The following is a 25052-nucleotide window of genomic DNA, read 5'->3' on the forward strand; positions in this document are numbered from 1 at the left end:
TCAATCGGCCCATGGGTTGATCAACTGAACGCCACTTGATTGGAAGTCGCTGACATTCCGGGTGACGACAATCAGGCCATGAACCAGCGCGGTCGCTGCAATCAACGCGTCTGCTTCATTGGTGCGGTCAGGAACGTGCAGGCTTGCACAGCGAAGGGCCACGGCGGCGTCGATTGGCAGGATTCGGGCATCGAAGGCCGGTATGACGTGGCGCTTGAGCCACGTACGCAATACTTTTCCCTGGACGGGATCGCGCCGCTCCATGCGCAGTACGCCTGTTTCCAGTTCTTTCAAGGTAATGGCCGAAATGAACATGCGAGGAGCGATGATGCTTTTGGCCCAGGCAACAACGTTGGTGTCAGCCTGGGGTTTGCGTAGTTCAGAAATCACGTTGGTGTCGAGTAGATACATCAGGACAGATCCACGGGGCGATGAGTGATCACGGCGCGTTCGGTTTCGAACTTGATGTCCGCCGCTTCCGGCATTACCAACAGGTCGACGATGTCGGCATTGATGCCGGTCAGTTTTTGGTAATCCTCAATGCTTAGCAGTACATGGGCCGGCTTGCCTCGGTCGGTGATGAAAACCGGTCCCTGCCGCGTGGCTTTTTTGGCACCACTTGTGTCCTGATTGAATTCGCGGCTGGAAATTGTGGTGATGGTCATCACGTCTGATCCTCCTGAATGCGTTGATGTAGAAACGTTACTACTTTGTGTTCGGTCTCTCAACTGCTCAAGGCGAATGCTCGACCATTGGTCCCGTTCGAAAATCTGCGCCACATGGCTTGCGACAAAGGCCGATGGAGGGACCACTCGCGCCGCTGTATTGTTTTTTGCGCCGCTCATGGCATCAAACGAGCGCTGCAACATTGATTTTTTGTTGTGCTGCAGCGGATTTTTTCAAGGATGAAAGTTTATGAATGACGTTATTGAACAAGAGTCGGATGTCAGTCGGGAAATAGAGGCATTGAGGGCAATACTGCGTTCGGGAACCGTCGGAGCTCCCGCTCGCGATTACCTGGAAGCGGCGCTTGCCGTGCTTGAATCAGCGAACGAGCTTCCCCAGGCCATGAGTCTCACAAGTGAGGCAAGCAGCCAGAAAGACAAAGCGTCAAAGGAGCCCGGCAGAAGCAAGAGTCTTGGCTCCATGGATAGTTTGGGAGGCGGCAATATCATCTGACCTGGTGTCAGATATCGAATGAATGATCCAGGGATCTTCCCGCAGGATTGAATGAAAAAGGCCCCGCCAATTCACATTGGCGGGGCCTTTTCTATTGCATCAAGCGTTTGCCTTACTGGGCATTTTCCGCCGCAGCCTTCTCACCGTGAGACAGGCTGTAGACGTAAGCGGCCAGCAGGTGAACCTTGTCGTTGCCCTGCATTTGCTCTTGCGCAGGCATCTGGCCCTGACGGCCGTAACGGATGGTCTGCTGCAGTTGAGCGAAGCTCGAACCGTAGATGAACGCAGCCGGGTGGGTCAGGTTAGGTGCGCCCATGGCCGGGGTGCCTTTGCCTTCCGGACCGTGGCAAGCCACGCAGTTGGCAGCAAACAACTTCTGGCCGTTGGCCGGGTCGGCCTTGGTGCCTTCCGGCAGCTTGCGGCCATCGAGGTTGGTCAGTACGAACGCGGCAACGTCCGCAACGCCTTGCTCGCCGATCACTTCAGCCCACGCCGGCATGACCGCGTGACGGCCACCCATGATGGTGGTCTTGATGGTTTCCGGCTCGCCACCCCAGCGCCAGTCGGCGTCGGTCAGGTTAGGGAAGCCGTAGGCGCCCTTGGCGTCGGAACCGTGGCAAACCGAGCAGTTGGAGGCGAACAGGCGGCCACCCATCTTCAGGGCTTGCGGGTCCTTGGCCACTTCCTCGATCGGCATGGCAGCGAACTTGGCGAAGATCGGACCGAACTTGGCGTCCGAGCGGGCCATTTCCTTTTCCCACTCGTGAACGCCGGTCCAGCCGGTCTGGCCGTTGGCGAACGCGGTCTGCTTTTCGTTATCCAGGTAGTTGTAGCCTGGCAGCAGGCCTTTCCAGTTACCCAGGCCCGGGTACAGCACCAGGTAGCCCAAGGCAAAAACGATGGTGCCCACGAACAGCATGAACCACCATTTCGGCAGCGGGTTGTCGTACTCCTCGATCCCGTCGAAAGAGTGTCCGACGGTCTCTTCGGTCGCCTCGCTGCGCTGGCCCTTGCGGGTCGACAACAGCAGCCAGGTCAGGCAAAAGATCGTACCGAGACTGAGGACTGTGACGTACAGACTCCAGAATGTAGTCATTCTTTGTTACTCCTAGAAGCTTGCTCGACGTGCTTGATGGCTTCGGGATCATCCGCGAAAGGCAGCAAGGTGGCGTCTTCAAACTCCGACTTGCGCTTGGGGCTGAACACCCACAGGGCCAGACCTACGAAGGCCACCATCACGACGACGGTGCCCAGGCCACGAATCATCCCGATATCCATTTAGATCACCGTTTGCTTTTGATGATGGTGCCCAGGCCTTGCAGATAGGCCACCAGCGCGTCCATTTCGGTTTTGCCCTTCACGGCATCCTTGGCACCGGCGATGTCTTCGTCGGTGTAAGGGACGCCGAGCGCGCGCAAGACTTCCATTTTCTTGGCGGTGTCTTTGCCGTCGAGCTTGTTTTCCACGAGGAACGGGTAGGCCGGCATTTTCGACTCAGGCACCACGTTGCGCGGGTTGTACAAGTGCGCACGCTGCCAGTCATCGGAGTAACGACCGCCGACGCGGGCCAGGTCCGGACCGGTACGTTTGGAACCCCACAGGAACGGGTGATCCCAGACGCTTTCACCGGCGACCGAGTAGTGGCCGTAACGTTCGGTTTCAGCACGGAACGGGCGGATCATCTGCGAGTGGCAGCTGACACAGCCGTTGGCGATGTAGATGTCGCGGCCTTCCAGTTCAAGGGCCGAGCGAGGCTTCATGCCTTCGACCGGCTTGTTGGTCACGTCCTGGAAAAACAGCGGAACGATCTGGGTCAGGCCGCCAACGCTGACGGCGATAACCATGAAGAAGGCCAGCAGGCCAATGTTCTTCTCGACTGCTTCATGCTTCATCAGTGAGCTCCAACTACAGCGATCTGTTCGGCGGCTTCAGCTTCTGCCGGGTTCGAGGCACGGACGGTACGCCATACGTTGTAGGCCATGAGCAGCATGCCGGTGGCGAAGAACGCGCCGCCCAGTGCACGCACGATGAAGCCCGGGTGGCTGGCCTGCAGCGCTTCGACGAACGAGTAGGTGAGGGTGCCGTCATCGTTGATTGCACGCCACATCAGGCCCTGGGTGATGCCGTTTACCCACATCGAGGCGATGTACAGAACGGTACCGATGGTTGCGAGCCAGAAGTGTGCGTTGATCAGGCCGACGCTGTGCATCTGCGCGCGACCGAACAGTTTTGGAATCATGTGGTAGACCGCGCCGATCGAAATCATCGCTACCCAGCCCAGGGCGCCGGCGTGTACGTGGCCGATGGTCCAGTCGGTGTAGTGCGACAGCGAGTTCACGGTCTTGATCGCCATCATCGGACCTTCGAAGGTCGACATGCCGTAGAAGGCCAGGGAGACGACCAAAAAGCGCAGGATCGGGTCGGTGCGCAGCTTATGCCAGGCGCCCGACAGGGTCATCATGCCGTTGATCATGCCGCCCCAGCTTGGCGCCAGCAGGATGATCGACATGGCCATGCCCAGGGACTGCGCCCAGTCCGGCAGTGCGGTGTAGTGCAGGTGGTGAGGACCGGCCCAGATGTAGAGGGTGATCAGTGCCCAGAAGTGCACGATCGACAGCCGATAGGAGTAGATCGGACGCTCGGCCTGTTTCGGCACGAAGTAGTACATCATCCCCAGGAAGCCGGTGGTCAGGAAGAAACCCACGGCGTTGTGGCCGTACCACCACTGGATCATCGCGTCGGTCGCGCCCGAGTAGGCGGAGTAGGACTTGAACAGGCTGACCGGCAGCGACATGTGGTTGACGATGTGCAGCATCGCGGTCACGACGATGAAGGCACCGTAGAACCAGTTGCCCACATAGATGTGCTTGGTCTTGCGCTTGGTGATGGTGCCGAAGAACACCAGACCGTAGGTGACCCAGACAATGGCCAGCAGAATAGCCAGCGGCCATTCCAGCTCAGCGTATTCCTTGGTGGTGGTGTAACCCAGCGGCAAGGTAACGATGGCGCCGACGATCACCGCTTGCCAACCCCAGAAGGTGAAGGCCGCGAGGCTGTCGGAAATCAGTCGCGTTTGGCAGGTTCGCTGCACGACGTAGTAGGAAGTGGCAAACAGTGCACAACCACCGAAGGCGAAAATCACCAGGTTTGTGTGCAACGGGCGCAGGCGTCCAAAGCTCGTCCAAGGCAGACCGAAGTTCAATTCCGGCCAGACCAGTTGAGAGGCGATGAAGACACCGAGCCCCATGCCAAGGATCCCCCAGACCACCGTCATGATGGCGAACTGGCGGACTACCTTATAGTTATAAGCAGTCGGACTGATTGCTGTGCTCATTCTAAGGTTCCACGGTTTGGGTGTTTTATTAGGATTAAAAATCGGCCGCAAGTATGTAGAAAGCGTAGGGTCATTGCAACGCGCCATGACCTGGGTCAATGCGTTCAAATGCTGATTCTGCGGCCTTTCCATGCACCGCGTAGGGACAAAATTGCCCACCGGCAAAACGTCCCGGAAGACTGATCAGGCGAGGGGGTCAGGTCGGATGTAACGAGGTGTGTTCAAAAGCAACGATTGGGTGACCGAAGGCAATTGGCGCGACAGCCGGTATCTACCAGCCTTTGCGGCCTGTCATCGGGCAGATTCGTCGAACACGTCCTTCAGGGTCGACCTGGAACCGGCACCGGCCAGTCCGCTTCGGGGAAAGCGTAGACCCGAATCCGAGGATTCGAAAGGCAGACTATTCGAGGTGCGACAATGAGTCGCAAAGGAGAAGGGAACTGCCGCATTCGGGAGAATGCGGCAGTAGAGCGGTCAGCGATTACTGGCTTTTACCTTCGGCTTGCAAGCGTTCGGTATTCAATCCGTGGGACAGGCTGTACACATACGCGGCCAGCAGTTGCACCTTATCGTTACCCAACAGTTCACTTTGTGCCGGCATGTGCCCCTGGCGACCATGGCGAATGGTCTGTTGCAGTTGCGCCAGGCTTGAGCCGTAGATGAACGCCGCCGGGTGCGTCAGGTTCGGCGCGCCCATGGCTTCGGTGCCCTGACCGGTTGCCCCGTGACAGGCGGTGCAGGTGGTGTTGAATACCTGCTGCCCGGCTTGCAGGTCGGCGGTGTCATCCGCCGGCAGCGGCAGGCCTGCCAGCCCATGACGCACATAAGCGGCGACGTTTTTCACGCCGGCCTCGCCGAGGATTTCACCCCAGGCCGGCATCGCCGCCATACGTCCCCCCATGATGGTGGTCTTGATGGTTTGTGCGTCGCCACCCCAGCGCCAGTCGTTGTCAGTCAGGTTGGGGAAACCGAACGCGCCCTTGGCATCCGAGCCGTGGCACACCGAGCAGTTGGAGGCAAACAGACGGCCACCCATTTTCAGCGCTTGCGGGTCCTTCGCCACTTCTTCCAGCGGCATCGCGGCGAATTTGGCGAAGATCGGCCCGAACTTCGCGTCGGCCTTGTCCATTTCCTTTTCCCACTCGTGCACGCCAGTCCAGCCGTTGTCGTAGCCGGGCAGGACGCCTTTCCAGTTGCCCAGGCCCGGATAGAGGATCAGGTAGCCGACGGCGAACACCAGGGTGCCGGCGAACAGCATGAACCACCACTGCGGCAGCGGGTTGTCGTATTCCTCGATGCCGTCAAAGCTGTGCCCCATGGTCTGGTCGACGCTGCCCTTGGTTTCGCCCCGGCGGGTGCCGATCAGCAGCCAGGTCAGGCCGATCAGGCTGCCGATGGTCAGTACGCAGATCCACGTACTCCAGAAGGTGGTCATGGCCGGGTACTCCTTGTGGCAGGTTCTTGGCTGTTATCGGGTTGTGGTTCGTCGGCGAACGGCAACAGGCGCGCTTCGGCGAATTCCGGACTGCGCTTGGCGTTGAACACCCACAGGGTCAGGCCGACGAAGGCGACGAACACCACGACCGTGCCCAGGCCGCGGATCATTCCAGTGCTAAGTTCAATGACCATGCTTCACCTCTTGCTCTTGATGGCAGTGCCAAGCACTTGCAGGTAGGCGACCAGCGCGTCCATTTCGGTTTTGCCCTTGACCGACTCTTTTGCACCAGCGATGTCGTCGTCGGTGTAAGGCACGCCCAGGGTGCGCATGGCGCGCAGCTTGGTCTCGGTGTGACTGGTATCGAGTTGATTGGCCACCAGCCACGGGTAGGCGGGCATCTTCGATTCCGGCACTACGTTGCGCGGGTTGTACAAATGCGCGCGGTGCCAGTCATCCGAGTAGCGTGCGCCGACCCGTGCCAGGTCCGGCCCGGTCCGTTTCGAACCCCACAGGAACGGGTGATCCCAGACGCTTTCACCGGCCACCGAGTAGTGGCCGTAGCGTTCGGTCTCCGCACGAAAAGGACGAATCATCTGCGAGTGGCAGCCGACGCAGCCTTCGCGGATATAGATGTCGCGACCTTCCAGTTGCAGCGCGGTGTAGGGCTTCATGCCTTCAACCGGTTTATTGGTCACGTCCTGAAAGAACAGCGGGACGATCTGGGTCAGGCCGCCGATGCTCACGGCCAGCACCATCAGAATCAGGAGCAGGCCGACGTTTTTCTCGATTGTTTCGTGTTTCATGGCGGACTCCTCAAGCCATCTGCGCGGCAGCGGCGACGTCGGCAGGCTGTGAGGCCCGCACGGTGCGCCAGGTGTTGTAGGCCATCAGCAACATGCCGCTGAGGAACACTGCCCCGCCGATCAGTCGCACGATGAAGCCGGGGTGGCTGGCCACCAGGGTTTCGACGAAGGAGTAGGTCAGCGTGCCGTCCTCGTTCACCGCACGCCACATCAGGCCCTGGGCGATGCCGTTGACCCACATCGAGGCGATGTAGAGCACGGTGCCGATGGTCGCCAGCCAGAAGTGCGCGTTGATCAGGCCGATGCTGTGCATCTGCTCGCGGCCGAAGACTTTCGGGATCATGTGGTACAGCGCGCCGATGGAAATCATCGCCACCCAGCCCAAGGCGCCTGCGTGCACGTGGCCGATGGTCCAGTCGGTGTAGTGGGAGAGGGCGTTCACGGTCTTGATCGCCATCATCGGCCCTTCGAAGGTCGACATGCCGTAGAACGCCAGCGACACCACGAGGAAGCGCAGGATCGGGTCGCTGCGCAACTTATGCCACGCGCCCGAGAGGGTCATCATGCCGTTGATCATGCCGCCCCAGCTCGGCGCCAGCAGGATCAGCGACATCACCATGCCCAGCGATTGCGCCCAGTCCGGCAGCGCGGTGTAGTGCAGGTGGTGGGGGCCGGCCCAGATGTACAGGGTGATCAGCGCCCAGAAGTGCACGATCGACAGGCGATAGGAATACACCGGGCGTTCGGCTTGCTTGGGCACGAAGTAATACATCATCCCCAGGAAGCCGGCGGTGAGGAAAAAGCCCACGGCGTTGTGGCCGTACCACCACTGCACCATCGCATCGGTAGCGCCGGAATACAGCGAGTAGGACTTGGTGAAGCTCACCGGCAACTCAAGGTTGTTGACGATGTGCAGGATCGCGACGGTGATGATGAATGCACCGAAGAACCAGTTGCCCACGTAAATATGCTTGGTCTTGCGCTGCATGATCGTGCCGAAGAACACGATGGCGTAGGCGACCCAGACGATGGTGATCAGGATGTCGATCGGCCATTCCAGCTCGGCGTATTCCTTGGAACTGGTGTAGCCCAGCGGCAGGCTGATGGCCGCCAGCAGGATCACCAGTTGCCAGCCCCAGAAGCAGAACGCGGCGATTTTCGGCGCGAACAGCTGTGTCTGGCAGGTGCGTTGCACGGAGTAGAACGAACTGGCAAACAGCGCGCAGCCGCCGAAGGCGAAGATCACGGCGTTGGTGTGCAGCGGGCGCAAGCGGCCGAAACTGGTCCACGGCAAGTTGAAGTTGAGTTCGGGCCAGACCAACTGGGCGGCGAGAAAAACCCCGAGCCCCATGCCGACGATGCCCCACACCACCGTCATAATGGCGAATTGGCGGACCACCTTATAGTTGTAGGCGGTACTGATAGAAGTGTTCATGGTTCCCCATCCACGGTTCAGCCGAAGCGCGCCAATGGCACGACCTTCGCCTGGAGTTATAGGCAGACTAAATGCGAGGCAAGCATGGACAAACGGCACAAGGCCGGTATTGACGGGGATCAATGGGCGCAGTGCGTGCAGGATCATGGATGGCTGTGGAATGCCGCTGAAGGCAAGGACTCGTCGACCCTGATCCTCGCCCATGGCGCCGGAGCGCCGATGGACAGCGACTGGATGAACGACATGGCCTCACGTCTCGCGGCGCTGGGCGTCAACGTACTGCGCTTCGAGTTTCCGTACATGGCGCAACGGCGTGTCGACGGCGGCAAGCGTCCGCCCAATCCCGCGCCGAAACTGCTGGAATGCTGGCGCGAGGTGTATGCCGAGGTGCGACGGCATGTCGCCGGGCCGTTGGCCATCGGCGGCAAATCCATGGGCGGGCGGATGGCCAGTCTGCTTGCCGATGAGTTGGGTGCGGACGCGCTGGTGTGCCTGGGATATCCGTTTTATGCAGTGGGCAAGCCGGAGAAACCCCGGGTCGAGCATTTGGCCGGATTGAAGACGCGGACTTTGATTGTGCAGGGTGAGCGGGATGCGCTGGGCAATCGTGAGGCGGTCGAGGGATACGACCTGTCAGCGAGTATCGAGGTGTTTTGGCTGGTGGCGGGGGATCATGATTTGAAGCCGTTGAAGGTTTCGGGGTTTAGTCATGAGCAGCATCTGGCGGCTGCGGCGCAGAAGGTAGCTGCATTTCTTCAGTGAGATGTGTGGTTTGGGTGAGGGCGCCATCGCGGGCAAGCCTTGCTCCTACAGGTCAGGCGCGGTTCATGCGAGCACCGATCACCTGTAGGAGCAAGGCTTGCCCGCGATGAGGCCCTGATAGTTGACATCACATTCAAACTGACAATAAAAAACCCGGAGGCTTCCACCATCCGGGTTTTTTATCCACAGCATCAATCAGCGGTTAAACCGCTCCACCAGCGAATACTGGGTATTGGCTGTCCTGGTCAGCTCTTCACTCAGCAGCGCCGAGTTCTGTGCCTGTTCCGAAGTCTGGTCGGCCAGTTCGGAGATGTTGCTGATGTTGCGGCTGATTTCCTCGGCCACGGCACTTTGCTCTTCGGTCGCCGCCGCGATCTGGGTGGTCATGTCGGTGATGTTGGCCACCGCCTCGCTGATGCCCACCAGCGCCTGGTCCGCTTCCAGTACCCGCGCCACGCCTTGCTCGGCCTGGCGATGCCCGGCTTCCATGGTTTGCACCGCCGTGCCGGCGGTTTGCTGCAGCTTGGCGATCAGGGCGTGAATCTGCCCGGTGGATTCGCTGGTGCGTTGCGCCAGCTGGCGCACCTCATCGGCCACCACCGCAAAGCCACGACCCATCTCACCGGCACGGGCCGCCTCGATGGCCGCGTTCAACGCCAGCAGGTTGGTCTGGTCGGCAATGCCCTTGATCACATCGACCACGCCACCGATCTCGTCGCTGTCCCTGGCCAGTTGGGTCACGGTCTGGCCGGTTTCGCCGACCACCACCGACAGACGCTCAATGGCCTCGCGAGTTTCCCCGGCGATATCACGACCACGGCCGGTCAGGCGATTGGCTTCCTGGGTCGCATCGGCGGTGCGCTGCACGTGGCTGGCGACTTCCTGGGTGGTGGCCGCCATCTGATTGACGGCGGTGGCCACTTGTTCGGTCTCCACGCGTTGGCGTTCCAGGCCGGAGGAGCTGTTATGCGCCAGGGCATCGGACTGCCTCGCCTGCTCGGTCAAGTGCTCGGCGGTATCCTGCAGACGGGTCAGGCAGGTTTTCAGGCGGGCTTCCTGGCTGAGGATCGACATTTCCAGACGCGCCTGGGCGCCACGGCTGTCGGTATACATCTGTGCGATCAGCGGGTCGGAGGTGGTCTGTTCGGCCAGGCGCAACAAACGCTTGATGCCGCGTTGCTGCCAACTCAACCCCATCAGGCCCAGCGGCACCGAAAGGCCGGCGGCCAGGGCAAAACCCCACTGGGAATTGAGCGAGGCACCGATCATGAAGCTCAACTGGCTGACCAGAATGAACGGCAACCAGTCCTGCAACACCGGCAACCATTTATCGGCCTTCGGGATGGCCGGCTTGCCCTGGTTGATGCGCTGGTAGAGCGCTTCGGCACGGCTGATCTGTTCGGCGGTGGGCTTGACCCGCACCGACTCGTAACCGATCACCTGATTGCCTTCGAAGACCGGCGTCACATAGGCGTTGACCCAGTAGTGATCACCGCTCTTGCAGCGATTCTTGACAATGCCCATCCATGGCAAGCCTTGTTTCAGTGTGGCCCACATGTGCGCGAAGACCGCGGCAGGAACGTCGGGGTGACGCACCAGGTTGTGCGGTGCACGGATCAGTTCTTCACGAGAGTACCCGCTGATCTCGACGAAGGCGTCGTTGCAGTAGGTGATCACGCCCTTGGCATCGGTGGTGGAAATCAACCGTTGCTGGGCCGGGAAGGTCCGTTCGCGTTGTGTAATTGGCTGGTTATTACGCATGGCTGTTTTAATCCGCAAGGCTTTCACGTGCTGTATCGGCCACCGTTGCGGTTTGTTGAGAATTTTTTCCGACTTTCAGAAGTGCGTCGCAAAATGACCCTTGCGTCAGCCGATGAGCCTTGTGTGGGGCCCGCCCTCTGTAGGAGCGAGCCTGCTCGCGATTGCGAAATGTCAGTCGACAACGATTTTGAATGTGACGGCCCCTTCGCGAGCAGGCTCGCTCCTACAAAAAACAACACCGCCCGGAGGCGGTGTCGTTGTCAGCGGCAAATCATGAAGCAATCAACTGTCGCAACACGTAGTGCAAGATCCCGCCCGACTTGAAGTATTCCACTTCGTTGAGCGTATCGATCCGGCACAGCACGTCGACCTTTTCCTGGGTGCCGTTTTCACGGGTGATGACCAGGGTCAGGTTCATCCGCGGCGTCAACTCGACGCCCGTCAGGCCGAGGATGTCCACGGTTTCGGTGCCGCGCAGGTTGAGGCTCTTGCGGTTCTGGTCCAGCTTGAACTGCAACGGCAGCACGCCCATGCCCACCAGATTGGAGCGGTGGATCCGCTCGAAGCTTTCGGCGATGACCGCCTTGACGCCCAGCAGGTTGGTGCCCTTGGCTGCCCAGTCGCGGCTCGATCCGGTGCCGTATTCCTGCCCGGCGATGACCACCAGCGGCGTGCCGGCGGCCTGATAACGCATGGCGGCGTCGTAGATCGCCAGTTTTTCCCCGGTCGGGATGTACAGGGTATTGCCGCCTTCTTCACCGCCCAGCATTTCATTGCGAATGCGGATGTTGGCGAAAGTACCGCGCATCATCACCTCATGGTTGCCCCGTCGCGAGCCGTAGGAGTTGAAGTCCCGCGGCTCCACGCCTTTGTCTCGCAGATAACGACCTGCCGGGCTGTCGGCCTTGATATTGCCGGCCGGGGAGATGTGGTCGGTGGTCACCGAATCGCCGAGCAACGCCAGCACCCGGGCAGCCTTCACATCCCTGACCACCGGCGGTGGGCCGCCAATCTCGTCGAAAAACGGTGGGTGCTGGATGTAGGTCGAGTCGTCCTGCCAGACATAGGTGGCAGCTTGCGGCACCTCGATGGCCTGCCACTGCGCGTCACCGGCAAACACTTCGGCGTATTCCTTGTGGAACATCGCGGTGTTGACCCGCTCGACGGCGTCAGCGATTTCCTGGCTGCTCGGCCAGATGTCCCGCAGGTAAACCAGCTGGCCGTTCTGGTCTTCGCCCAATGGCTCGCGACTGAGGTCGATGCGCACGGTGCCGGCCAGTGCATAGGCGACCACCAGCGGCGGTGAGGCCAGCCAGTTGGTTTTCACCAGCGGATGCACCCGTCCTTCGAAGTTGCGGTTGCCCGACAGCACGGACGCCACGGTCAGGTCGGCCTGCTGGATGGCTTTCTCGATCGGTTCCTGCAAGGGGCCGGAGTTGCCGATACAGGTGGTGCAGCCATAACCGACCAGATCAAAACCCAGCTCATCGAGGTAGTGCGTCAACCCGGCCGCCTTATAGTAGTCGGTGACCACTTTCGATCCGGGCGCCAGAGAACTCTTCACCCAAGGTTTGCGCCGCAGGCCTTTTTCCACGGCTTTTTTCGCCACCAGACCGGCGGCCATCATCACGCTGGGGTTGGAGGTGTTGGTGCAAGAGGTGATCGCGGCAATCACCACAGCACCGTTTTTCAGTCGGTGAGTCTGGCCCTCGAACTCGTAATCCGCTTCGCCGGCCATGTCCGCATTGCCCACCGCCACACCACCACCGCCCTCGCTTTCCAGGCGGCCTTCTTCTTTGCTGGTGGGCTTGAGCTGGACGCCGAGGAAGTCGCTGAACGCTTGCGCGACATTCGGCAGCGATACGCGGTCTTGCGGGCGCTTGGGGCCGGCGAGGCTGGCCTCGACGCTGGACATGTCCAGCGCCAGGCTATCGGTGAACACCGGTTCCTTGCCGGGCAGGCGCCACAGGCCCTGTGCCTTGCTGTAGGCCTCCACCAGCTTCACCGTTTCAGGGGCGCGCCCGGACAGGCGCAGGTATTGCAGCGTGACTTCATCCACCGGGAAGAAACCACAGGTGGCGCCGTATTCCGGGGCCATGTTGGCGATGGTCGCGCGGTCCGCCAGCGGCAGGTCGGCGAGACCGTCGCCATAAAACTCGACGAATTTGCCGACCACGCCTTTCTTGCGCAGCATCTGGGTGACGGTCAGTACCAGGTCGGTGGCGGTGATGCCTTCCTTGAGCTTGCCGGTGAGTTTGAAGCCGATCACTTCCGGAATCAGCATCGACACCGGCTGACCCAGCATCGCCGCTTCCGCCTCGATTCCGCCGACGCCCCAGCCGAGCACACCAAGGCCATTGATCATGGTGGTGTGGGAGTCGGTGCCCACCAAAGTGTCCGGGAACGCGTAGGTGCGGCCGTCCTCGTCCTTGGTCCAGACGGTTTTGCCCAAGTACTCCAGGTTCACCTGGTGGCAGATCCCGGTACCGGGCGGCACCACACTGAAATTATCGAAAGCACTCTGGCCCCAGCGCAGGAACGCGTAGCGCTCGCCATTGCGCTGCATTTCGATGTCGACGTTCTGTTCGAAGGCGCTGCTGCTGGCGAATTTGTCGACCATCACCGAGTGATCGATCACCAGGTCCACCGGCGACAGCGGGTTGATTCGCTGCGGGTTGCCGCCGGCCTTGGCCATCGCCGCGCGCATGGCGGCCAGATCGACCACGGCGGGCACGCCGGTGAAGTCCTGCATCAATACCCGCGCGGGGCGGTACTGGATCTCGCGGTCGGAGCGACGCTCCTTGAGCCACGCGGCAATCGCCTTGAGGTCGGCGCCAGTGACGGTTTTTGCGTCTTCCCAGCGCAGCAGGTTTTCCAGCAGCACCTTCAGCGACATGGGCAGCGTGTCGAGATCACCCAGGCTTTTGGCGGCGTCCGGCAGGCTGAAATAGTGGTAGGTCTTGTCGTCGACTTGCAGGGTCTTGAGGGTGTTCAGGCTATTTAGAGAGGGCATTACGATCACTCCTTTGAGTCCGCACGGCTACGGACTGAGGGGACGGTCAGAGCATTAAACCTAGCCCTGTTTTAGGTAGCTGGCTAATAACTGGACTCTATGGCTGAGCCCGAGGTTCCGAACTCGGCTATCATGCGCCGGTTTTCGTGACAGGCTTTGCTCCAGCGCAAGCCTGGGCATCGCGCAGTGGCTGAATGTTTCGCCACTGCCCAGGAGTAAGAATGAATACCCTCTTTATGCATTGCCGGCCGGGCTTCGAAGGTGAAGTCTGTTCCGAGATTTCCGACATTGCCGCACGGCTGAACGTGGCCGGTTATGCCAAGGCCAAACCCGCCACTGCCTGCGCCGAATTCATCTGCAGTGAAGAAGATGGCGCCGAACGCCTGATGCGCGGCCAGCGCTTTGACCAGTTGATCTTCCCGCGCCAATGGGCCCGGGGGACGTTCGTCGAGTTGCCGGAAACCGACCGCATCAGCGTGATCCTCGCGCACCTGGCGGATTTTCCGACCTGCGGCAGCCTGTGGCTGGAAGTGGTCGATACCAACGACGGCAAGGAGCTGTCGACCTTCTGCAAAAAATTCGAAGGCCCGCTGCGCAAGGCGTTGATCGGGGCCGGCAAGCTGGTGGACGACGCCGGCAAACCGCGTTTGCTGCTGACGTTCAAGAGCGGTCGTGAAGTGTTCCTCGGTCTGGCGGAATCGAACAACCAGGCCATGTGGCCAATGGGCATTCCGCGCCTGAAGTTTCCCCGCGAGGCGCCCAGCCGTTCGACCCTGAAGCTGGAAGAGGCGTGGCATCACTTCATTCCGCGCGATCAATGGGACGAGCGCCTGCACAGCGACATGACCGGCGTCGACCTCGGCGCCGCGCCCGGTGGCTGGACCTGGCAATTGGTCAATCGCGGGATGCTGGTGACTGCCATCGACAACGGCCCGATGGCTGAAAGCCTGATGGACACCGGTCTGGTCCAGCACCTGATGGCCGACGGTTTCACCTTCAAGCCCAAGCAACCGGTGGACTGGATGGTATGCGACATCGTCGAGAAACCGGCGCGCAACGCCGCGATGCTGGAAGAGTGGATCGGCGAAGGGCACTGCCGCGAAGCCGTAGTCAATCTCAAGTTGCCGATGAAACAGCGTTACGCCGAAGTGAAGCGCCTGCTGGAACGCATCGCCGACGGCTTCAAGGCACGCGGCATCAAGGTCGAGATCGGCTGCAAGCAGCTGTATCACGATCGTGAGGAAGTGACCTGTCATTTGCGTCGATTGGACGTGAAAAAGCCAAAGTCCCGCTGATCACACAGAACCCGTAGGAGCGAGGCTTGCCCGCGAAGGCAGCGCTTCGGTTCTACAGATAGACCGAGGCGCGGCCTTCGCGGGCAAGCCTCGCTCCTACGGGGTGATGTACGACAGATGACCGAACACCCGGCAATGCGCGACAATGCCGGCCAGTTTCAGGAGTGAATCATGAGTGAAATGCTTGATACGCCGGTAGACGGTACCCTCGACGCCACCGGCCTCAACTGCCCGGAACCGGTGATGATGCTGCACCAGCACATCCGTGACCTGGTGCCCGGCGGCCTGCTCAAGGTGATCGCCACCGATCCGTCGACCCGCCGCGACATTCCCAAGTTCTGTGTGTTTCTCGACCATGAACTGGTGGCGCAGCATGAAGATGCCGGGACTTATCTGTACTGGATTCGCAAGAAGTCCAGCTAAGGACAACACAAACCTGCAGGAGCAAAGCTTGCTCGCGATAGCGTCAGGCCAGTCAGCATCGATGTTGAATGTACCGCCGCTATCGCGAGCAAGCTTTGCTCCTACAGGGTTTGTCTCGGTCAGCCCATCGATTGGCTGATACGAATCCGTTTACGCGCGCTACGCGTCAAGCGGATCGACAGCATCAGTGCCGCGCAACTCAAGCCCGCAATCAAACCTTCCCACAGCCCGCTCGGGCCGCTGGCCGGGCCGAACCAGTCGGTCAGCCCCAGCACGTAACCCACCGGCAGACCGATGCCCCAGTAGGCGAACAACGTCAGGATCATCGTCACCCGAGTGTCCTGATAACCGCGCAACGCGCCGGCGCAGATCACCTGGATGGCGTCGGAGAACTGATACAGCGCGGCGTAGACAATCAGCATCGAAGCGATCTGAATCACGGTCCTGTCAGGCGTATAGATCGAGGCGATAGGTTCGCGCAGCAACAGGATCAGGCTGGCCGAGAACGCGGCAAACACCAAAGCCGCGCCCAATCCGACCTTGGCCGCGAAGCGCGCCTGCCAGGGGTTGCCGGCGCCCAGCGCCTGACCGACCCGGACCGTCACCGCCATGCCCAGGGAATAAGGAATCATGAACAGCAGCGAGCTGATGTTCAGGGCAATCTGGTGCCCGGCGACCACGGTGGGGCCGAGGCTGCCGATCAACAGCGCGATGACCGCGAAGATGCTGGACTCGGCGAATACCGCAATACCGATCGGCAAGCCGATGCCTACCAGGCGCTTGATCTCTGCCCACTGCGGCCAGTCGAAGCGCGCCAATACCCGGGTGCGGGCATAGAAGGGCGCCCAGAACGTCCAGCCGGCCATGCTCAATGCCATGAACCACATCACGATACCGCTGGCCCAGCCACAACCGACGCCGCCCAGGGCCGGCATGCCGAAATGGCCGTAGATCAGCGCGTAGTTCAGCGGGATGTTCAACAACAGTCCGCACAGGCCGATGACCATGCTCGGGCGGGTGCGCCCCATGCCATCGCTGTAGCAACGCAACACGTAATAAAAGGCGATGCCGGGCAGGCCGAAGGCGATGCCGTGCAAGTAACCCATGCTCGGTTCGATCAACTGGGGATCGACTTTCATCCAGTGCAGGATCGGTTCGGCGCTGAGCAGCAGGCCGCTGCCGATGAGTCCGACGCAGAGCGCCAGCCACAAGGCCTGACGCACCAGCGGGCCGATCTGCTCAAACTGTGCGGCGCCAAAGCGTTGGGCGACCTTGGGGGTGGTGGCCAGCAGCACGCCAGACATCAGCAAGTAAACCGGGATCCAGATCGAATTGCCCAGGGCCACCGAGGCCAGGTCCCGTGGGCTGACGCGGCCGGCCATGACCGCGTCGACGAAGCCCATGGCCGTGGTGGCCAACTGCGCGATCATGATCGGCACGGCCAGCCCCAGCAGGCCTTTGAGTTCCTGGCGCACCGGGGTTGTGCGAGGTTGGGTGGTGGTGGCAGTAGTGTCAGTCACGGAATTCACAGGCGAAGCGTCCAAAGGGTTTTGATGCGCAAGGCGGCGCATTCTACGCTTTGACGCGACAGTCAGGAAAAGACCCGTGTTGGTGATTTGTAATCACGTGGCTTCCCCTGTAGGAGCGAGCATGCTCGCGATGGGGTCGAGAGCTATGCATTCATTCAGGCATCCCTCGTTATCGTTAACATCCATCGCGAGCATGCTCGCTCCTACACAGGGACGAAATCTGCGCCTACACTGCCAACCCGCCAAAGGAGCCTGCCATGCTGATTGTTGCCGACGAAAATATCCCCCTGCTCGATGCCTTCTTCGAAGGCTTTGGCGAAATCCGCCGGTTGCCCGGACGCTCCATTGACCGCGCCAGCGTCGAACAGGCCGATGTACTGCTGGTGCGTTCGGTGACCAACGTCAACCGCGCGTTGCTTGAGGGCAGCAAAGTGCGTTTTGTCGGCACCTGCACCATCGGTACCGATCACCTGGACCTGGATTACTTCGCGCAGGCCGGCATTACCTGGTCCAGTGCGCCGGGGTGCAACGCCCGGGGGGTGGTCGACTATGTACTTGGCAGTCTGCTGACCCTGGCCGAAATCGAAGGCGTAGACCTGACCCGGCGTACTTACGGCGTGGTCGGCGCCGGCGAGGTAGGCGGGCGTCTGGTCAAGGTCCTGCGCGGCCTGGGCTGGAATACCCTGATCTGTGACCCGCCACGACAAGCCGCCGAAGGGGGCGATTACGTCAGCCTCGAACAGATCATCGAGCAGTGCGACGTGATCAGTCTGCACACGCCGCTGACCAAAAAAGGCCCGCAGTCGACCTGGCACCTGTTTGATAAAAAACAACTGAACCAACTGAAGTCCGGCACCTGGCTGATCAACGCCAGTCGCGGCCCGGTGGTCAATAACGCTGCCCTGCGTGATGTGCTGCTGGAGCGAGAAGACCTGCAGGCGGTATTGGATGTCTGGGAAGGCGAGCCGGAAGTCGACGTGGCGCTGGCCGAATTGTGCATGTTGGCGACGCCACACATTGCCGGTTACAGCCTCGATGGCAAGCAGCGTGGTACCGCGCAGATATATCAGGCGTATTGCGATTTCCTTGGCCAGCCGGCCCGGGTCAATTTGAGCGATCTGCTGCCCTCACCCTGGCTGTCGCAAGTGACCTTGGACGCTGAAAGCGATCCGGCCTGGGCGCTGGCGATGCTTTGCCGTGGCGTATACGACCCGCGCCGCGATGATGCGGATTTCCGTCGCAGTCTTGTCGGCAGCGTGAGTGAGCAGCGGGTGGCGTTCGATCTGCTGCGCAAGAATTACCCGCCGCGTCGGGAGATCGATGGGTTGAAGGTGAGGATTGATGGGGAGGCGCCGCAGTTGCAGAAAATTGTGGCGGCGTTGGGGGCTTCGTCTGTCTGAAGATCGAGTCGGCCCCCTTCGCGAGCAGGCTCGCTCCCACAATAGATCTGGCCGTACAGGGCATCTGTGTTCACTGGCGATCCTGTGGGAGCGAGCCTGCTCGCGAAGGGATGCACCACAAATCTTCCGGTAAACACCCATAAAAAACCCGGCCAACAAAGGGCCGGGTCAAGAAGACGATGGCTATATCACTTTTGTTCGGCAGGCTTGACCAATCGCTTTTCCAGATCGCGGCACGCTTTCTGGATCATGTCTTCAGTGATCGGTACTTCGCGCCCATCCTTATCGATAATCGAGCAACCCAGAGACTGGTGCGGCTTCGTGCGGATCACTTGAATCTTGTCATCGCTGCTGTTTTGCAAGGACATGGCCTGTCTCCTCTTCAGGTTGTGCGCCCAATGTAGAGCCGTCAGGTGACCGGGCTGTGACAACTCCCTGCGATCGTTTCATGGCGGCAACACCAGTCCACCAGAAATAACGCGACCTCGCTACCCGGACTTTAGATCGATAACGACTAGGATCTGGTATTGGCGGTCATAATTAACCCGACTCATTCTGATTCACCGAGTTCCACTCCATTGAGCGGTTTTGGGTGAACCTTTAAATCGTTCCGCCTGGATGATGCCAATGCTTTCAGTTCGCCACCGCCGTGCCATCCGCCTCGCCAGCCGCTTCATTGCGCCGTATCGCTGGCACGCGTTCGGTGCCCTGTTCGCATTGATCGTCACGGCAGGCATCACCCTGTCCATGGGGCAGGGCATTCGTCTGCTGGTGGATCAGGGCTTCATGACCCAGTCGCCTCACTTGCTCAACCAGTCCATCGGTTTGTTCATGTTGTTGGTGATCGGCCTGGCGGTCGGTACGTTCGCGCGGTTTTACCTGGTGTCGTGGATCGGCGAACGCTGCGTCGCGGACATCCGCCAACAGGTCTTCAATCATCTGATTTACCTGCATCCGGGCTTCTACGAAAACAACCGAAGTTCGGAGATCCAGTCACGACTGACCGCCGACACCACGTTGTTGCAATCGGTGATCGGTTCTTCGCTGTCACTGTTTTTGCGCAACCTGTTGATGGTCATCGGCGGGATCGTCCTGCTGTTCATTACCAACCCCAAACTCACCAGCATCGTGGTGGTCGCCTTGCCGCTGGTGATCGCGCCGATCCTGGTCTTCGGCCGCCGGGTGCGCAATTTGTCGCGGTTGAGCCAGGACCGGATCGCCGATATTGGCAGCTACGTCTCGGAAACCCTGGGCCAGATCAAAACGGTGCAGGCCTACAACCATCAGGCGCAGGACGAGCAGCGTTTCGCCGTGACCGTGGAAGAGGCATTCAACACCGCGCGCAAACGCATTTTTCAGCGGGCCTGGCTGATTACGCTGGTGATCGTACTGGTACTGGGCGCCGTGGGCGTGATGCTCTGGGTGGGCGGCATGGATGTGATTGCCGGGCGGATTTCCGCCGGCGAGTTGGCCGCGTTTGTCTTCTACAGCCTGATCGTGGGCAGTGCTTTCGGTACCTTGAGCGAGGTGATCGGCGAATTGCAGCGCGCGGCAGGCGCGGCGGAAAGAATCGCGGAATTGCTGCGTTCGGAGAACATCATCGTACCGCCGGTCAGCGACCGGGTGACCTTGCCTGCAAGGGTGCAGGGTAATTTGCAACTGCAGGACGTGCGCTTTTCCTATCCGTCCCGTCCGGAGAGTTACGCGGTCGATGGTTTGAGTCTGACAGTCAGGGCCGGCGAGACCCTGGCGCTGGTCGGGCCGTCCGGTGCGGGTAAATCAACAGTGTATGACCTGTTGCTGCGTTTCTATGACCCCGCCGAGGGGCGCATCCTGCTCGATGGCGTGCAACTGACCAGGCTTGATCCACTGGACCTGCGTCGTTGCTTCGCCCTGGTCTCGCAAACCCCGGCGCTGTTTTTCGGCAGCATCGAAGACAACATCCGCTACGGCAAACCGACGGCAACTCTGGCCGAGGTTCAGGAGGCAGCAAAAATCGCCTACGCCCACGACTTCATCGAAGCCATGCCCAACGGCTATCAAACCCATCTGGGGGATGGTGGCCTGGGCTTGTCCGGTGGTCAGCGTCAGCGCCTGGCCATCGCCCGGGCGCTGCTGGTGGATGCGCCGATTCTGCTGCTCGATGAAGCCACCAGCGCCCTCGATGCCCAGAGCGAGCACCTGATCCAGCAGGCGCTGCCAAGCCTGATGAAGAATCGCACGACCCTGGTCATCGCCCATCGTCTGGCGACGGTCAAAAACGCCGACCGTATTGCCGTCATGGATCAGGGAAAGCTGGTGGCGGTGGGCACGCATCAGGAGCTGATCGCCAGTAATGCGCTGTATGCGCGGTTGGCGGCATTGCAGTTCAGTGATGGCAAGACAGAACTCGACCTTCACCTGTAGGAACCATGTAGCTGTCGAGTGAAACGAGGCTGCGATCTTTTCAAAAGCCTCCAATAAAAATGCCCGCACCAATAGATGCGGGCATTTTTTAGCAGGATCAAAAGATCGCAGCCTGCGGCAGCTCCTACACAAACGGATTATTGATCGTCGAAATACCGTTCATGCCAATCCACCAACGGCTGCGGCGAATTGAGTTTCTGACCATAGATCACCGAGTAAGACAGCACGTTCTGCACATACTGGCGGGTTTCGTCGAACGGAATGCTTTCCACCCACACGTCGAAACTGAGGTGGTCCGCGCCGCGCAGCCACTGGCGGACACGGCCCGGGCCTGCGTTGTAGGCGGCGGAGGCCAGGACGCGGTTGCCGTTGAACTGGCTGTGGACCTGGCTCAGGTAAGCGGCGCCGAGCTGGATGTTCTTGTCCGGGTCGAACAGTTGCTGTGGCGAGGCATACGGAATGCTGAACTTGCGCGAGGTTTCCTTGGCGGTGGCAGGCATCAGTTGCATCAGGCCCGACGCGCCGACGCCAGAGCGGGCGTCGTCCATGAACGCACTTTCCTGACGGGTGATGGCGAACACCCAGCTCGAGTGCAGGCCGCGATTCTTCGCTTCACGCACCAGCGTGTTGCGATGGGCCATCGGGAAGCGAATGTCCAGGTCATCCCAGTACTGCGCCTGGCTGATGGTGCGAATGGCCGGAAAATACCATTTCAGGTCGTAGGCCAGTTTGGCCTGGGCGACCATTTCGTCGCGGCTGAAGTGGCGGCTGACGTGATACCACTCGCGACGCCCGTCGACGATCTGCCCGCGGGCATGGAACTCCAGGGCGCGACGCACCCCGGGAGTGTTGCGCACTTTATTGATGGTGGCCTGGCTCAGCACCAAAGGCTTGTTGATCAGCGAGTAGGGCGACTGTGAGCGGTCGGCGGCGAGGAAACCATAGAAGTCGCGCTCACGAGCAAGGCTCTTGTAGAGGGTTTGCGCTTCCGGGTTCTTCGGCTGCGCCAGTTCCAGGCTGCGGGCCTGCCAGTAACGCCAGCGATTGGTGGTTGCCAGGTCCTGGGGCAGGCGGCGGGTCAACTGATAGGCATCGTCCCAGCGGGCCAGGCGCAAGAGCAGGCGCAGACGCCATTCGGACACGGTGTTGTCGCGCAGCTCGGGGTCGTACTTGGTCATGACATCCAGGGCGCGACTGTCGAAGCGACGAGCGAGGGTCAGGCCGATTTCCCGGGCGATCGCCACTTTTTCATCACGGGAGAAGTGCATGCTGCTGGCATAGCCGTCGAGCAGGTTCATGGCCCGGTCCGGGTCCTGTTTGGCCAGGCGACGCAGGCCGAGGCTGACCACGTCCGACATCGCCTCGTCCGCTGGCGTGAAGCGCGATGGGTTATTGAGCAGTTCGGGGTTCTGCGCCACGTCGATCAACAGGCGACCGCGAGGGGCGAGGGTGGTCAGGCCGCTGACCAGGCTGGTGGCCAGTGGGTAGTTGCGCGTCTGGGCCGCGAGCTTGGCGCGTTCCCAGCGTTTTTGCTCGGTCAACTGGCCTTCGGCGGCCCACATGCCGAACAGCGCATCGCAGGCAGCGGGCTGGGATTTGCCGGTCAGCCAAAGTTTGTTGGCGTTGGCGTAGCCTTCGGACTTGAGGTTGTGGCTGATCTGATACTGCGCGTTCAGGCAGTCCAGTTCCGTGAAATTCATTTTGGGGTCGTAATATTTGACGAACGTCCCCCAATCGCCGCGATCCGCCAGCCAACGCAACCAGCGCAGTTTCATCCAGTTGGCCTGGGGCAGGTCACCGTGTTCGGCGAGGAATTTTTCGATTTCGGCATTGCTCGCGGTTTTCAGTCGCGCGGTCAGCTCGTCATACGCCAGGTAAGGTTCCAGCGGATAGTCGGCCAAGGCCTGGCTGTAACGGAAATAAGGGCCGCTGTCGCCCTTGGCCAGGGCGCGTTTGGCTTCATCGTAATACTGGCGTTGGGTGGACAGGTCCACCGCCTGGGCGGATTGAACGGCAGCGGCAGAAAGTAAAAAACACGACAAAAGATTGAAAAGGCGACTGCGCATGAGACGTCCGGACAGAAAAACCATGACAAGTGCTGGCGATGCCCACACTGAATTCTTCGTAGCTTAGCCTTTTGCCAGCAGTGGGTGAAAGGTTTGCGGACCTGTCTGCATCAGTTCGCAACATTTGTACTGCAGAGTGCTACGACAGTGAAATTGCCGGCCTTCTGAAGCCTCGATTCAGGTAGAATGCGCGCCCGGTTTTTGGAGAAGCTCATGACCCTGCTCAAATTCAGCGATGTGTCCCTTGCGTTCGGCGCTATGCCGTTGTTGGACAAGGTGTCCTGGCAGATCGCCCGTGGAGAGCGGGTGTGCATCATCGGCCGCAACGGCACTGGCAAGTCCAGCATGATGAAGCTGGTCAAGGGCGACCAGAAGCCCGATGACGGCTCCGTTTGGCGGATGCCCGGGCTTAAGATCGGCGAATTGCCGCAGGAATTGCCGGTAGCCGACGAGCGGACGGTCTTCGATGTGGTGGCCGCGGGCCTGGACGGTGTCGGTGCGTTGCTCGCCGAATATCACCACCTGAGCCAGAACATCGTCACCGATGCCGATCTGGAAAAGCTGATGCACGTCCAGCACGACCTCGAAGCCCGTGACGGCTGGCGTTTGCAAACCCTGGTCGACAGCACCCTCAGCCGCCTGCAACTGCCAGCCGACAAGACCCTCGCCGAACTGTCCGGCGGCTGGCGTCGTCGCGTCCTGCTGGCCCAGGCCCTGGTGTCCGAACCGGATCTGCTGCTGCTCGACGAACCGACCAACCACCTGGATATCGGCGCCATCGCCTGGCTTGAAGAAGCCCTGAAAGACTTCCAGGGCGCCGTGCTGTTCATCACGCACGACCGTTCCTTCCTGCAAAACCTCGCGACCCGCATCCTTGAACTGGATCGTGGTGGCTTGATCGACTGGAATGGCGACTACGCCAGTTTTCTCGTTCATAAAGAAGCCGCACTCGCCGCCGAAGAAACCGCCAATGCGTTGTTCGACAAGCGCCTGGCACAGGAAGAAGTGTGGATTCGCCAGGGCATCAAGGCCCGGCGTACCCGTAACGAAGGCCGCGTTCGTGCCTTGAAGGCGTTGCGCGTGGAGCGCAGTGAGCGTCGCGAGCGCACCGGCAAGGCGAACATCCAGCTGGAGACTGCCGAGAAGTCCGGCAAGCAGGTCATGGTCCTGGATAACGTGAGTTTCGCGCATCCGGACGGTCCGTTCCTGATCAAGGATTTCTCCATGGTGTTGCAGCGCGGCGACCGCATCGGTCTACTCGGCGCCAACGGCACCGGCAAGACCACGCTGCTGAAACTGATGCTCAATGGCTTGCAGCCAACCAGCGGGACGGTGGAAGAGGGCACGAAGATCGACGTTGCCTACTTCGATCAGTTGCGTCACCAACTGGACCTGGAAAAAACCGTGATCGACAACGTCGCCGAAGGTCGCGACTTTATCGAGATCGACGGCCAGAGCCGCCATGTATTGAGTTACCTGGGTGACTTCCTGTTCAGCCCGCAGCGTGCTCGCACGCCAGTCAAGGCACTGTCCGGTGGTGAGCGTGCGCGTCTGTTGCTGGCCAGGCTGTTCAGCAAACCGGCAAACCTGCTCGTCCTCGACGAACCGACCAACGACCTCGACGTCGAAACCCTGGAACTGCTGGAAGAGGTCTTGCTGACTTTCAGCGGTACTGTACTGATGGTCAGCCACGACCGGGCATTCCTCGATAACGTAGTGACCAGTACCCTGGTGTTCGAAGGTGAAGGCAAGGTCCGCGAATACGTCGGTGGTTATCAGGACTGGTTGCGCCAGGGTGGTTCGCCACGCCTGCTGGGCGTGACGGAAAGCAAATCCGGCAAAGCTGATCTGAACTCTGCAGTGGTCAAGGCTGAGCCGGCACCGGTCGCACCGGTTGTCGAAGCGCCGGCGGCGAAGAAGAAGCTCAGCTACAAGTTGCAGCGCGAGCTGGAAGCATTGCCAGGGCAGATCGAAGCGATGGAGCAGCAGATCGCTGCCGTTGAAGCGCAGATGGCGGATGCCGGTTTCTACCTGCGTCCGGCTGCCGAGACTGCTGCGGTGATCGAGCAGCTGGCGCAGTTGCAGGCTGAGCTCGATGTGATGGTCGAGCGTTGGGCCGAATTGGATGCGTGATTGATCCAGCCATGAAAAAGCCCGGCGTTCAGTGATGAACGCCGGGCTTTTCATATGCCGTTCTATCCATTCCCT

The 25052-nt window shown here is 60.5% G+C and carries 22 protein-coding genes; 7 read left to right on the plus strand and 15 right to left on the minus strand.

Annotation, left to right across the window (positions count from 1 at the left end):
- Window positions 1-411: a type II toxin-antitoxin system VapC family toxin gene (locus DKY63_RS28505; RefSeq protein ID WP_110967180.1), complete on the minus strand. Its 411-nt coding sequence runs from the start codon at window positions 409-411 to the stop codon at window positions 1-3.
- A complete protein-coding gene (locus DKY63_RS28510) occupies window positions 411-665 on the minus strand; it encodes a type II toxin-antitoxin system Phd/YefM family antitoxin (RefSeq protein ID WP_110967181.1) in 255 nt (84 codons plus the stop codon). Before DKY63_RS28510 ends, DKY63_RS28505 begins: the two co-directional genes overlap by 1 nt.
- Before the next feature lie 250 nt (window positions 666-915).
- Between DKY63_RS28510 and DKY63_RS28515 the strand changes: the two genes are divergently transcribed.
- Window positions 916-1179, plus strand: a complete 264-nt coding sequence (locus DKY63_RS28515) for a hypothetical protein (RefSeq protein WP_110967182.1) — start codon at window positions 916-918, stop codon at window positions 1177-1179.
- Between the two features lie 112 nt (window positions 1180-1291).
- On the opposite strand, the gene ccoP (DKY63_RS28520) is transcribed toward DKY63_RS28515, so the two are convergent.
- The 8 genes from ccoP (DKY63_RS28520) to ccoN (DKY63_RS28555) all read right to left on the minus strand — a co-directional run bounded on the left by ccoP (DKY63_RS28520) (window position 1292) and on the right by ccoN (DKY63_RS28555) (window position 8189).
- The gene (ccoP, locus tag DKY63_RS28520) at window positions 1292-2275 is read right to left on the minus strand and encodes a cytochrome-c oxidase, cbb3-type subunit III (RefSeq protein WP_110967183.1); all 984 of its coding nucleotides are present in this window, start codon (window positions 2273-2275) and stop codon (window positions 1292-1294) included.
- Window positions 2272-2457 (minus strand): CcoQ/FixQ family Cbb3-type cytochrome c oxidase assembly chaperone, encoded by a 186-nt coding sequence (locus DKY63_RS28525; RefSeq protein ID WP_032831505.1) that lies wholly within the window; start codon window positions 2455-2457, stop codon window positions 2272-2274. Before DKY63_RS28525 ends, ccoP (DKY63_RS28520) begins: the two co-directional genes overlap by 4 nt.
- Window positions 2458-2462: 5 nt before the next feature.
- Window positions 2463-3071: a cytochrome-c oxidase, cbb3-type subunit II gene (gene ccoO, locus DKY63_RS28530; protein WP_095197330.1), complete on the minus strand. Its 609-nt coding sequence runs from the start codon at window positions 3069-3071 to the stop codon at window positions 2463-2465.
- A complete protein-coding gene (gene ccoN, locus DKY63_RS28535; RefSeq protein ID WP_110967184.1) occupies window positions 3071-4513 on the minus strand; it encodes a cytochrome-c oxidase, cbb3-type subunit I in 1443 nt (480 codons plus the stop codon). The genes ccoO (DKY63_RS28530) and ccoN (DKY63_RS28535) overlap by 1 nt, the downstream gene beginning before the upstream one ends.
- 481 nt (window positions 4514-4994) lie before the next feature.
- Window positions 4995-5948 (minus strand): cytochrome-c oxidase, cbb3-type subunit III, encoded by a 954-nt coding sequence (gene ccoP / locus DKY63_RS28540; RefSeq protein ID WP_110967185.1) that lies wholly within the window; start codon window positions 5946-5948, stop codon window positions 4995-4997.
- Window positions 5945-6142 (minus strand): cbb3-type cytochrome oxidase subunit 3, encoded by a 198-nt coding sequence (locus tag DKY63_RS28545; RefSeq protein ID WP_110967186.1) that lies wholly within the window; start codon window positions 6140-6142, stop codon window positions 5945-5947. Before DKY63_RS28545 ends, ccoP (DKY63_RS28540) begins: the two co-directional genes overlap by 4 nt.
- A gap of 3 nt (window positions 6143-6145) precedes the next feature.
- Complete coding sequence (gene ccoO, locus DKY63_RS28550; RefSeq protein ID WP_110967187.1) at window positions 6146-6754, minus strand: cytochrome-c oxidase, cbb3-type subunit II; 609 nt, start codon at window positions 6752-6754, stop codon at window positions 6146-6148.
- 10 nt (window positions 6755-6764) lie between these two features.
- A complete protein-coding gene (gene ccoN / locus DKY63_RS28555) occupies window positions 6765-8189 on the minus strand; it encodes a cytochrome-c oxidase, cbb3-type subunit I (protein ID WP_110967188.1) in 1425 nt (474 codons plus the stop codon).
- An 84-nt stretch (window positions 8190-8273) separates the two neighbouring features.
- Between ccoN (DKY63_RS28555) and DKY63_RS28560 the strand changes: the two genes are divergently transcribed.
- A complete protein-coding gene (locus tag DKY63_RS28560) occupies window positions 8274-8951 on the plus strand; it encodes an alpha/beta family hydrolase (protein WP_110967189.1) in 678 nt (225 codons plus the stop codon).
- A gap of 195 nt (window positions 8952-9146) precedes the next feature.
- Here the strand turns inward: DKY63_RS28560 and DKY63_RS28565 are convergent, their stop codons facing one another.
- On the minus strand, window positions 9147-10712 hold the full coding sequence (locus DKY63_RS28565; RefSeq protein WP_110967190.1) for a methyl-accepting chemotaxis protein: 1566 nt from the start codon (window positions 10710-10712) through the stop codon (window positions 9147-9149).
- Between the two features lie 271 nt (window positions 10713-10983).
- The gene (gene acnA / locus DKY63_RS28575; RefSeq protein ID WP_110967191.1) at window positions 10984-13725 is read right to left on the minus strand and encodes an aconitate hydratase AcnA; all 2742 of its coding nucleotides are present in this window, start codon (window positions 13723-13725) and stop codon (window positions 10984-10986) included.
- 221 nt (window positions 13726-13946) lie between these two features.
- On the opposite strand from acnA, the gene rlmM reads away from it, so the two are divergent.
- Entirely contained in the window at window positions 13947-15020 is a 1074-nt protein-coding gene (rlmM, locus tag DKY63_RS28580; RefSeq protein ID WP_110967192.1) for a 23S rRNA (cytidine(2498)-2'-O)-methyltransferase RlmM, read from the plus strand.
- 171 nt (window positions 15021-15191) lie between these two features.
- On the plus strand, window positions 15192-15443 hold the full coding sequence (gene tusA, locus DKY63_RS28585; protein WP_110967193.1) for a sulfurtransferase TusA: 252 nt from the start codon (window positions 15192-15194) through the stop codon (window positions 15441-15443).
- Between the two features lie 119 nt (window positions 15444-15562).
- On the opposite strand, the gene DKY63_RS28595 is transcribed toward tusA, so the two are convergent.
- Window positions 15563-16972, minus strand: coding sequence for an MATE family efflux transporter (locus DKY63_RS28595; RefSeq protein ID WP_110968002.1), 1410 nt, complete (start codon window positions 16970-16972; stop codon window positions 15563-15565).
- Window positions 16973-17229: 257 nt separating this feature from the next.
- Between DKY63_RS28595 and pdxB the strand changes: the two genes are divergently transcribed.
- Window positions 17230-18372 (plus strand): 4-phosphoerythronate dehydrogenase PdxB, encoded by a 1143-nt coding sequence (gene pdxB / locus DKY63_RS28600; protein ID WP_110967195.1) that lies wholly within the window; start codon window positions 17230-17232, stop codon window positions 18370-18372.
- A 188-nt stretch (window positions 18373-18560) separates the two neighbouring features.
- On the opposite strand, the gene DKY63_RS28605 is transcribed toward pdxB, so the two are convergent.
- Window positions 18561-18740 (minus strand): PA1571 family protein, encoded by a 180-nt coding sequence (locus DKY63_RS28605; protein WP_110967196.1) that lies wholly within the window; start codon window positions 18738-18740, stop codon window positions 18561-18563.
- A 250-nt stretch (window positions 18741-18990) separates the two neighbouring features.
- Here DKY63_RS28605 and DKY63_RS28610 point away from each other — a divergent pair, with 250 nt between their 5' ends.
- Window positions 18991-20778: an ABC transporter transmembrane domain-containing protein gene (locus DKY63_RS28610; protein WP_162634966.1), complete on the plus strand. Its 1788-nt coding sequence runs from the start codon at window positions 18991-18993 to the stop codon at window positions 20776-20778.
- A 137-nt stretch (window positions 20779-20915) separates the two neighbouring features.
- Here the strand turns inward: DKY63_RS28610 and DKY63_RS28615 are convergent, their stop codons facing one another.
- On the minus strand, window positions 20916-22844 hold the full coding sequence (locus DKY63_RS28615) for a transglycosylase SLT domain-containing protein (RefSeq protein WP_110967198.1): 1929 nt from the start codon (window positions 22842-22844) through the stop codon (window positions 20916-20918).
- A 213-nt stretch (window positions 22845-23057) separates the two neighbouring features.
- On the opposite strand from DKY63_RS28615, the gene DKY63_RS28620 reads away from it, so the two are divergent.
- Window positions 23058-24977: an ATP-binding cassette domain-containing protein gene (locus DKY63_RS28620; protein ID WP_110967199.1), complete on the plus strand. Its 1920-nt coding sequence runs from the start codon at window positions 23058-23060 to the stop codon at window positions 24975-24977.
- Window positions 24978-25052 lie beyond the last annotated feature (75 nt).

Source organism: Pseudomonas putida (assembly GCF_003228315.1).
In the GTDB taxonomy this organism is placed as follows: domain Bacteria; phylum Pseudomonadota; class Gammaproteobacteria; order Pseudomonadales; family Pseudomonadaceae; genus Aquipseudomonas; species Aquipseudomonas putida_S.

Coding starts and splice junctions, on each gene's coding strand:
- DKY63_RS28505 (WP_110967180.1), bottom strand. CDS start 411: ATGTATCTACTCGACACCAACGTGATTTCTGAACTACGCAAACCCCAG.
- DKY63_RS28510 (WP_110967181.1), bottom strand. CDS start 665: ATGACCATCACCACAATTTCCAGCCGCGAATTCAATCAGGACACAAGT.
- DKY63_RS28515 (WP_110967182.1), top strand. CDS start 916: ATGAATGACGTTATTGAACAAGAGTCGGATGTCAGTCGGGAAATAGAG.
- ccoP (WP_110967183.1), bottom strand. CDS start 2,275: ATGACTACATTCTGGAGTCTGTACGTCACAGTCCTCAGTCTCGGTACG.
- DKY63_RS28525 (WP_032831505.1), bottom strand. CDS start 2,457: ATGGATATCGGGATGATTCGTGGCCTGGGCACCGTCGTCGTGATGGTG.
- ccoO (WP_095197330.1), bottom strand. CDS start 3,071: ATGAAGCATGAAGCAGTCGAGAAGAACATTGGCCTGCTGGCCTTCTTC.
- ccoN (WP_110967184.1), bottom strand. CDS start 4,513: ATGAGCACAGCAATCAGTCCGACTGCTTATAACTATAAGGTAGTCCGC.
- ccoP (WP_110967185.1), bottom strand. CDS start 5,948: ATGACCACCTTCTGGAGTACGTGGATCTGCGTACTGACCATCGGCAGC.
- DKY63_RS28545 (WP_110967186.1), bottom strand. CDS start 6,142: ATGGTCATTGAACTTAGCACTGGAATGATCCGCGGCCTGGGCACGGTC.
- ccoO (WP_110967187.1), bottom strand. CDS start 6,754: ATGAAACACGAAACAATCGAGAAAAACGTCGGCCTGCTCCTGATTCTG.
- ccoN (WP_110967188.1), bottom strand. CDS start 8,189: ATGAACACTTCTATCAGTACCGCCTACAACTATAAGGTGGTCCGCCAA.
- DKY63_RS28560 (WP_110967189.1), top strand. CDS start 8,274: ATGGACAAACGGCACAAGGCCGGTATTGACGGGGATCAATGGGCGCAG.
- DKY63_RS28565 (WP_110967190.1), bottom strand. CDS start 10,712: ATGCGTAATAACCAGCCAATTACACAACGCGAACGGACCTTCCCGGCC.
- acnA (WP_110967191.1), bottom strand. CDS start 13,725: ATGCCCTCTCTAAATAGCCTGAACACCCTCAAGACCCTGCAAGTCGAC.
- rlmM (WP_110967192.1), top strand. CDS start 13,947: ATGAATACCCTCTTTATGCATTGCCGGCCGGGCTTCGAAGGTGAAGTC.
- tusA (WP_110967193.1), top strand. CDS start 15,192: ATGAGTGAAATGCTTGATACGCCGGTAGACGGTACCCTCGACGCCACC.
- pdxB (WP_110967195.1), top strand. CDS start 17,230: ATGCTGATTGTTGCCGACGAAAATATCCCCCTGCTCGATGCCTTCTTC.
- DKY63_RS28605 (WP_110967196.1), bottom strand. CDS start 18,740: ATGTCCTTGCAAAACAGCAGCGATGACAAGATTCAAGTGATCCGCACG.
- DKY63_RS28610 (WP_162634966.1), top strand. CDS start 18,991: ATGATGCCAATGCTTTCAGTTCGCCACCGCCGTGCCATCCGCCTCGCC.
- DKY63_RS28615 (WP_110967198.1), bottom strand. CDS start 22,844: ATGCGCAGTCGCCTTTTCAATCTTTTGTCGTGTTTTTTACTTTCTGCC.
- DKY63_RS28620 (WP_110967199.1), top strand. CDS start 23,058: ATGACCCTGCTCAAATTCAGCGATGTGTCCCTTGCGTTCGGCGCTATG.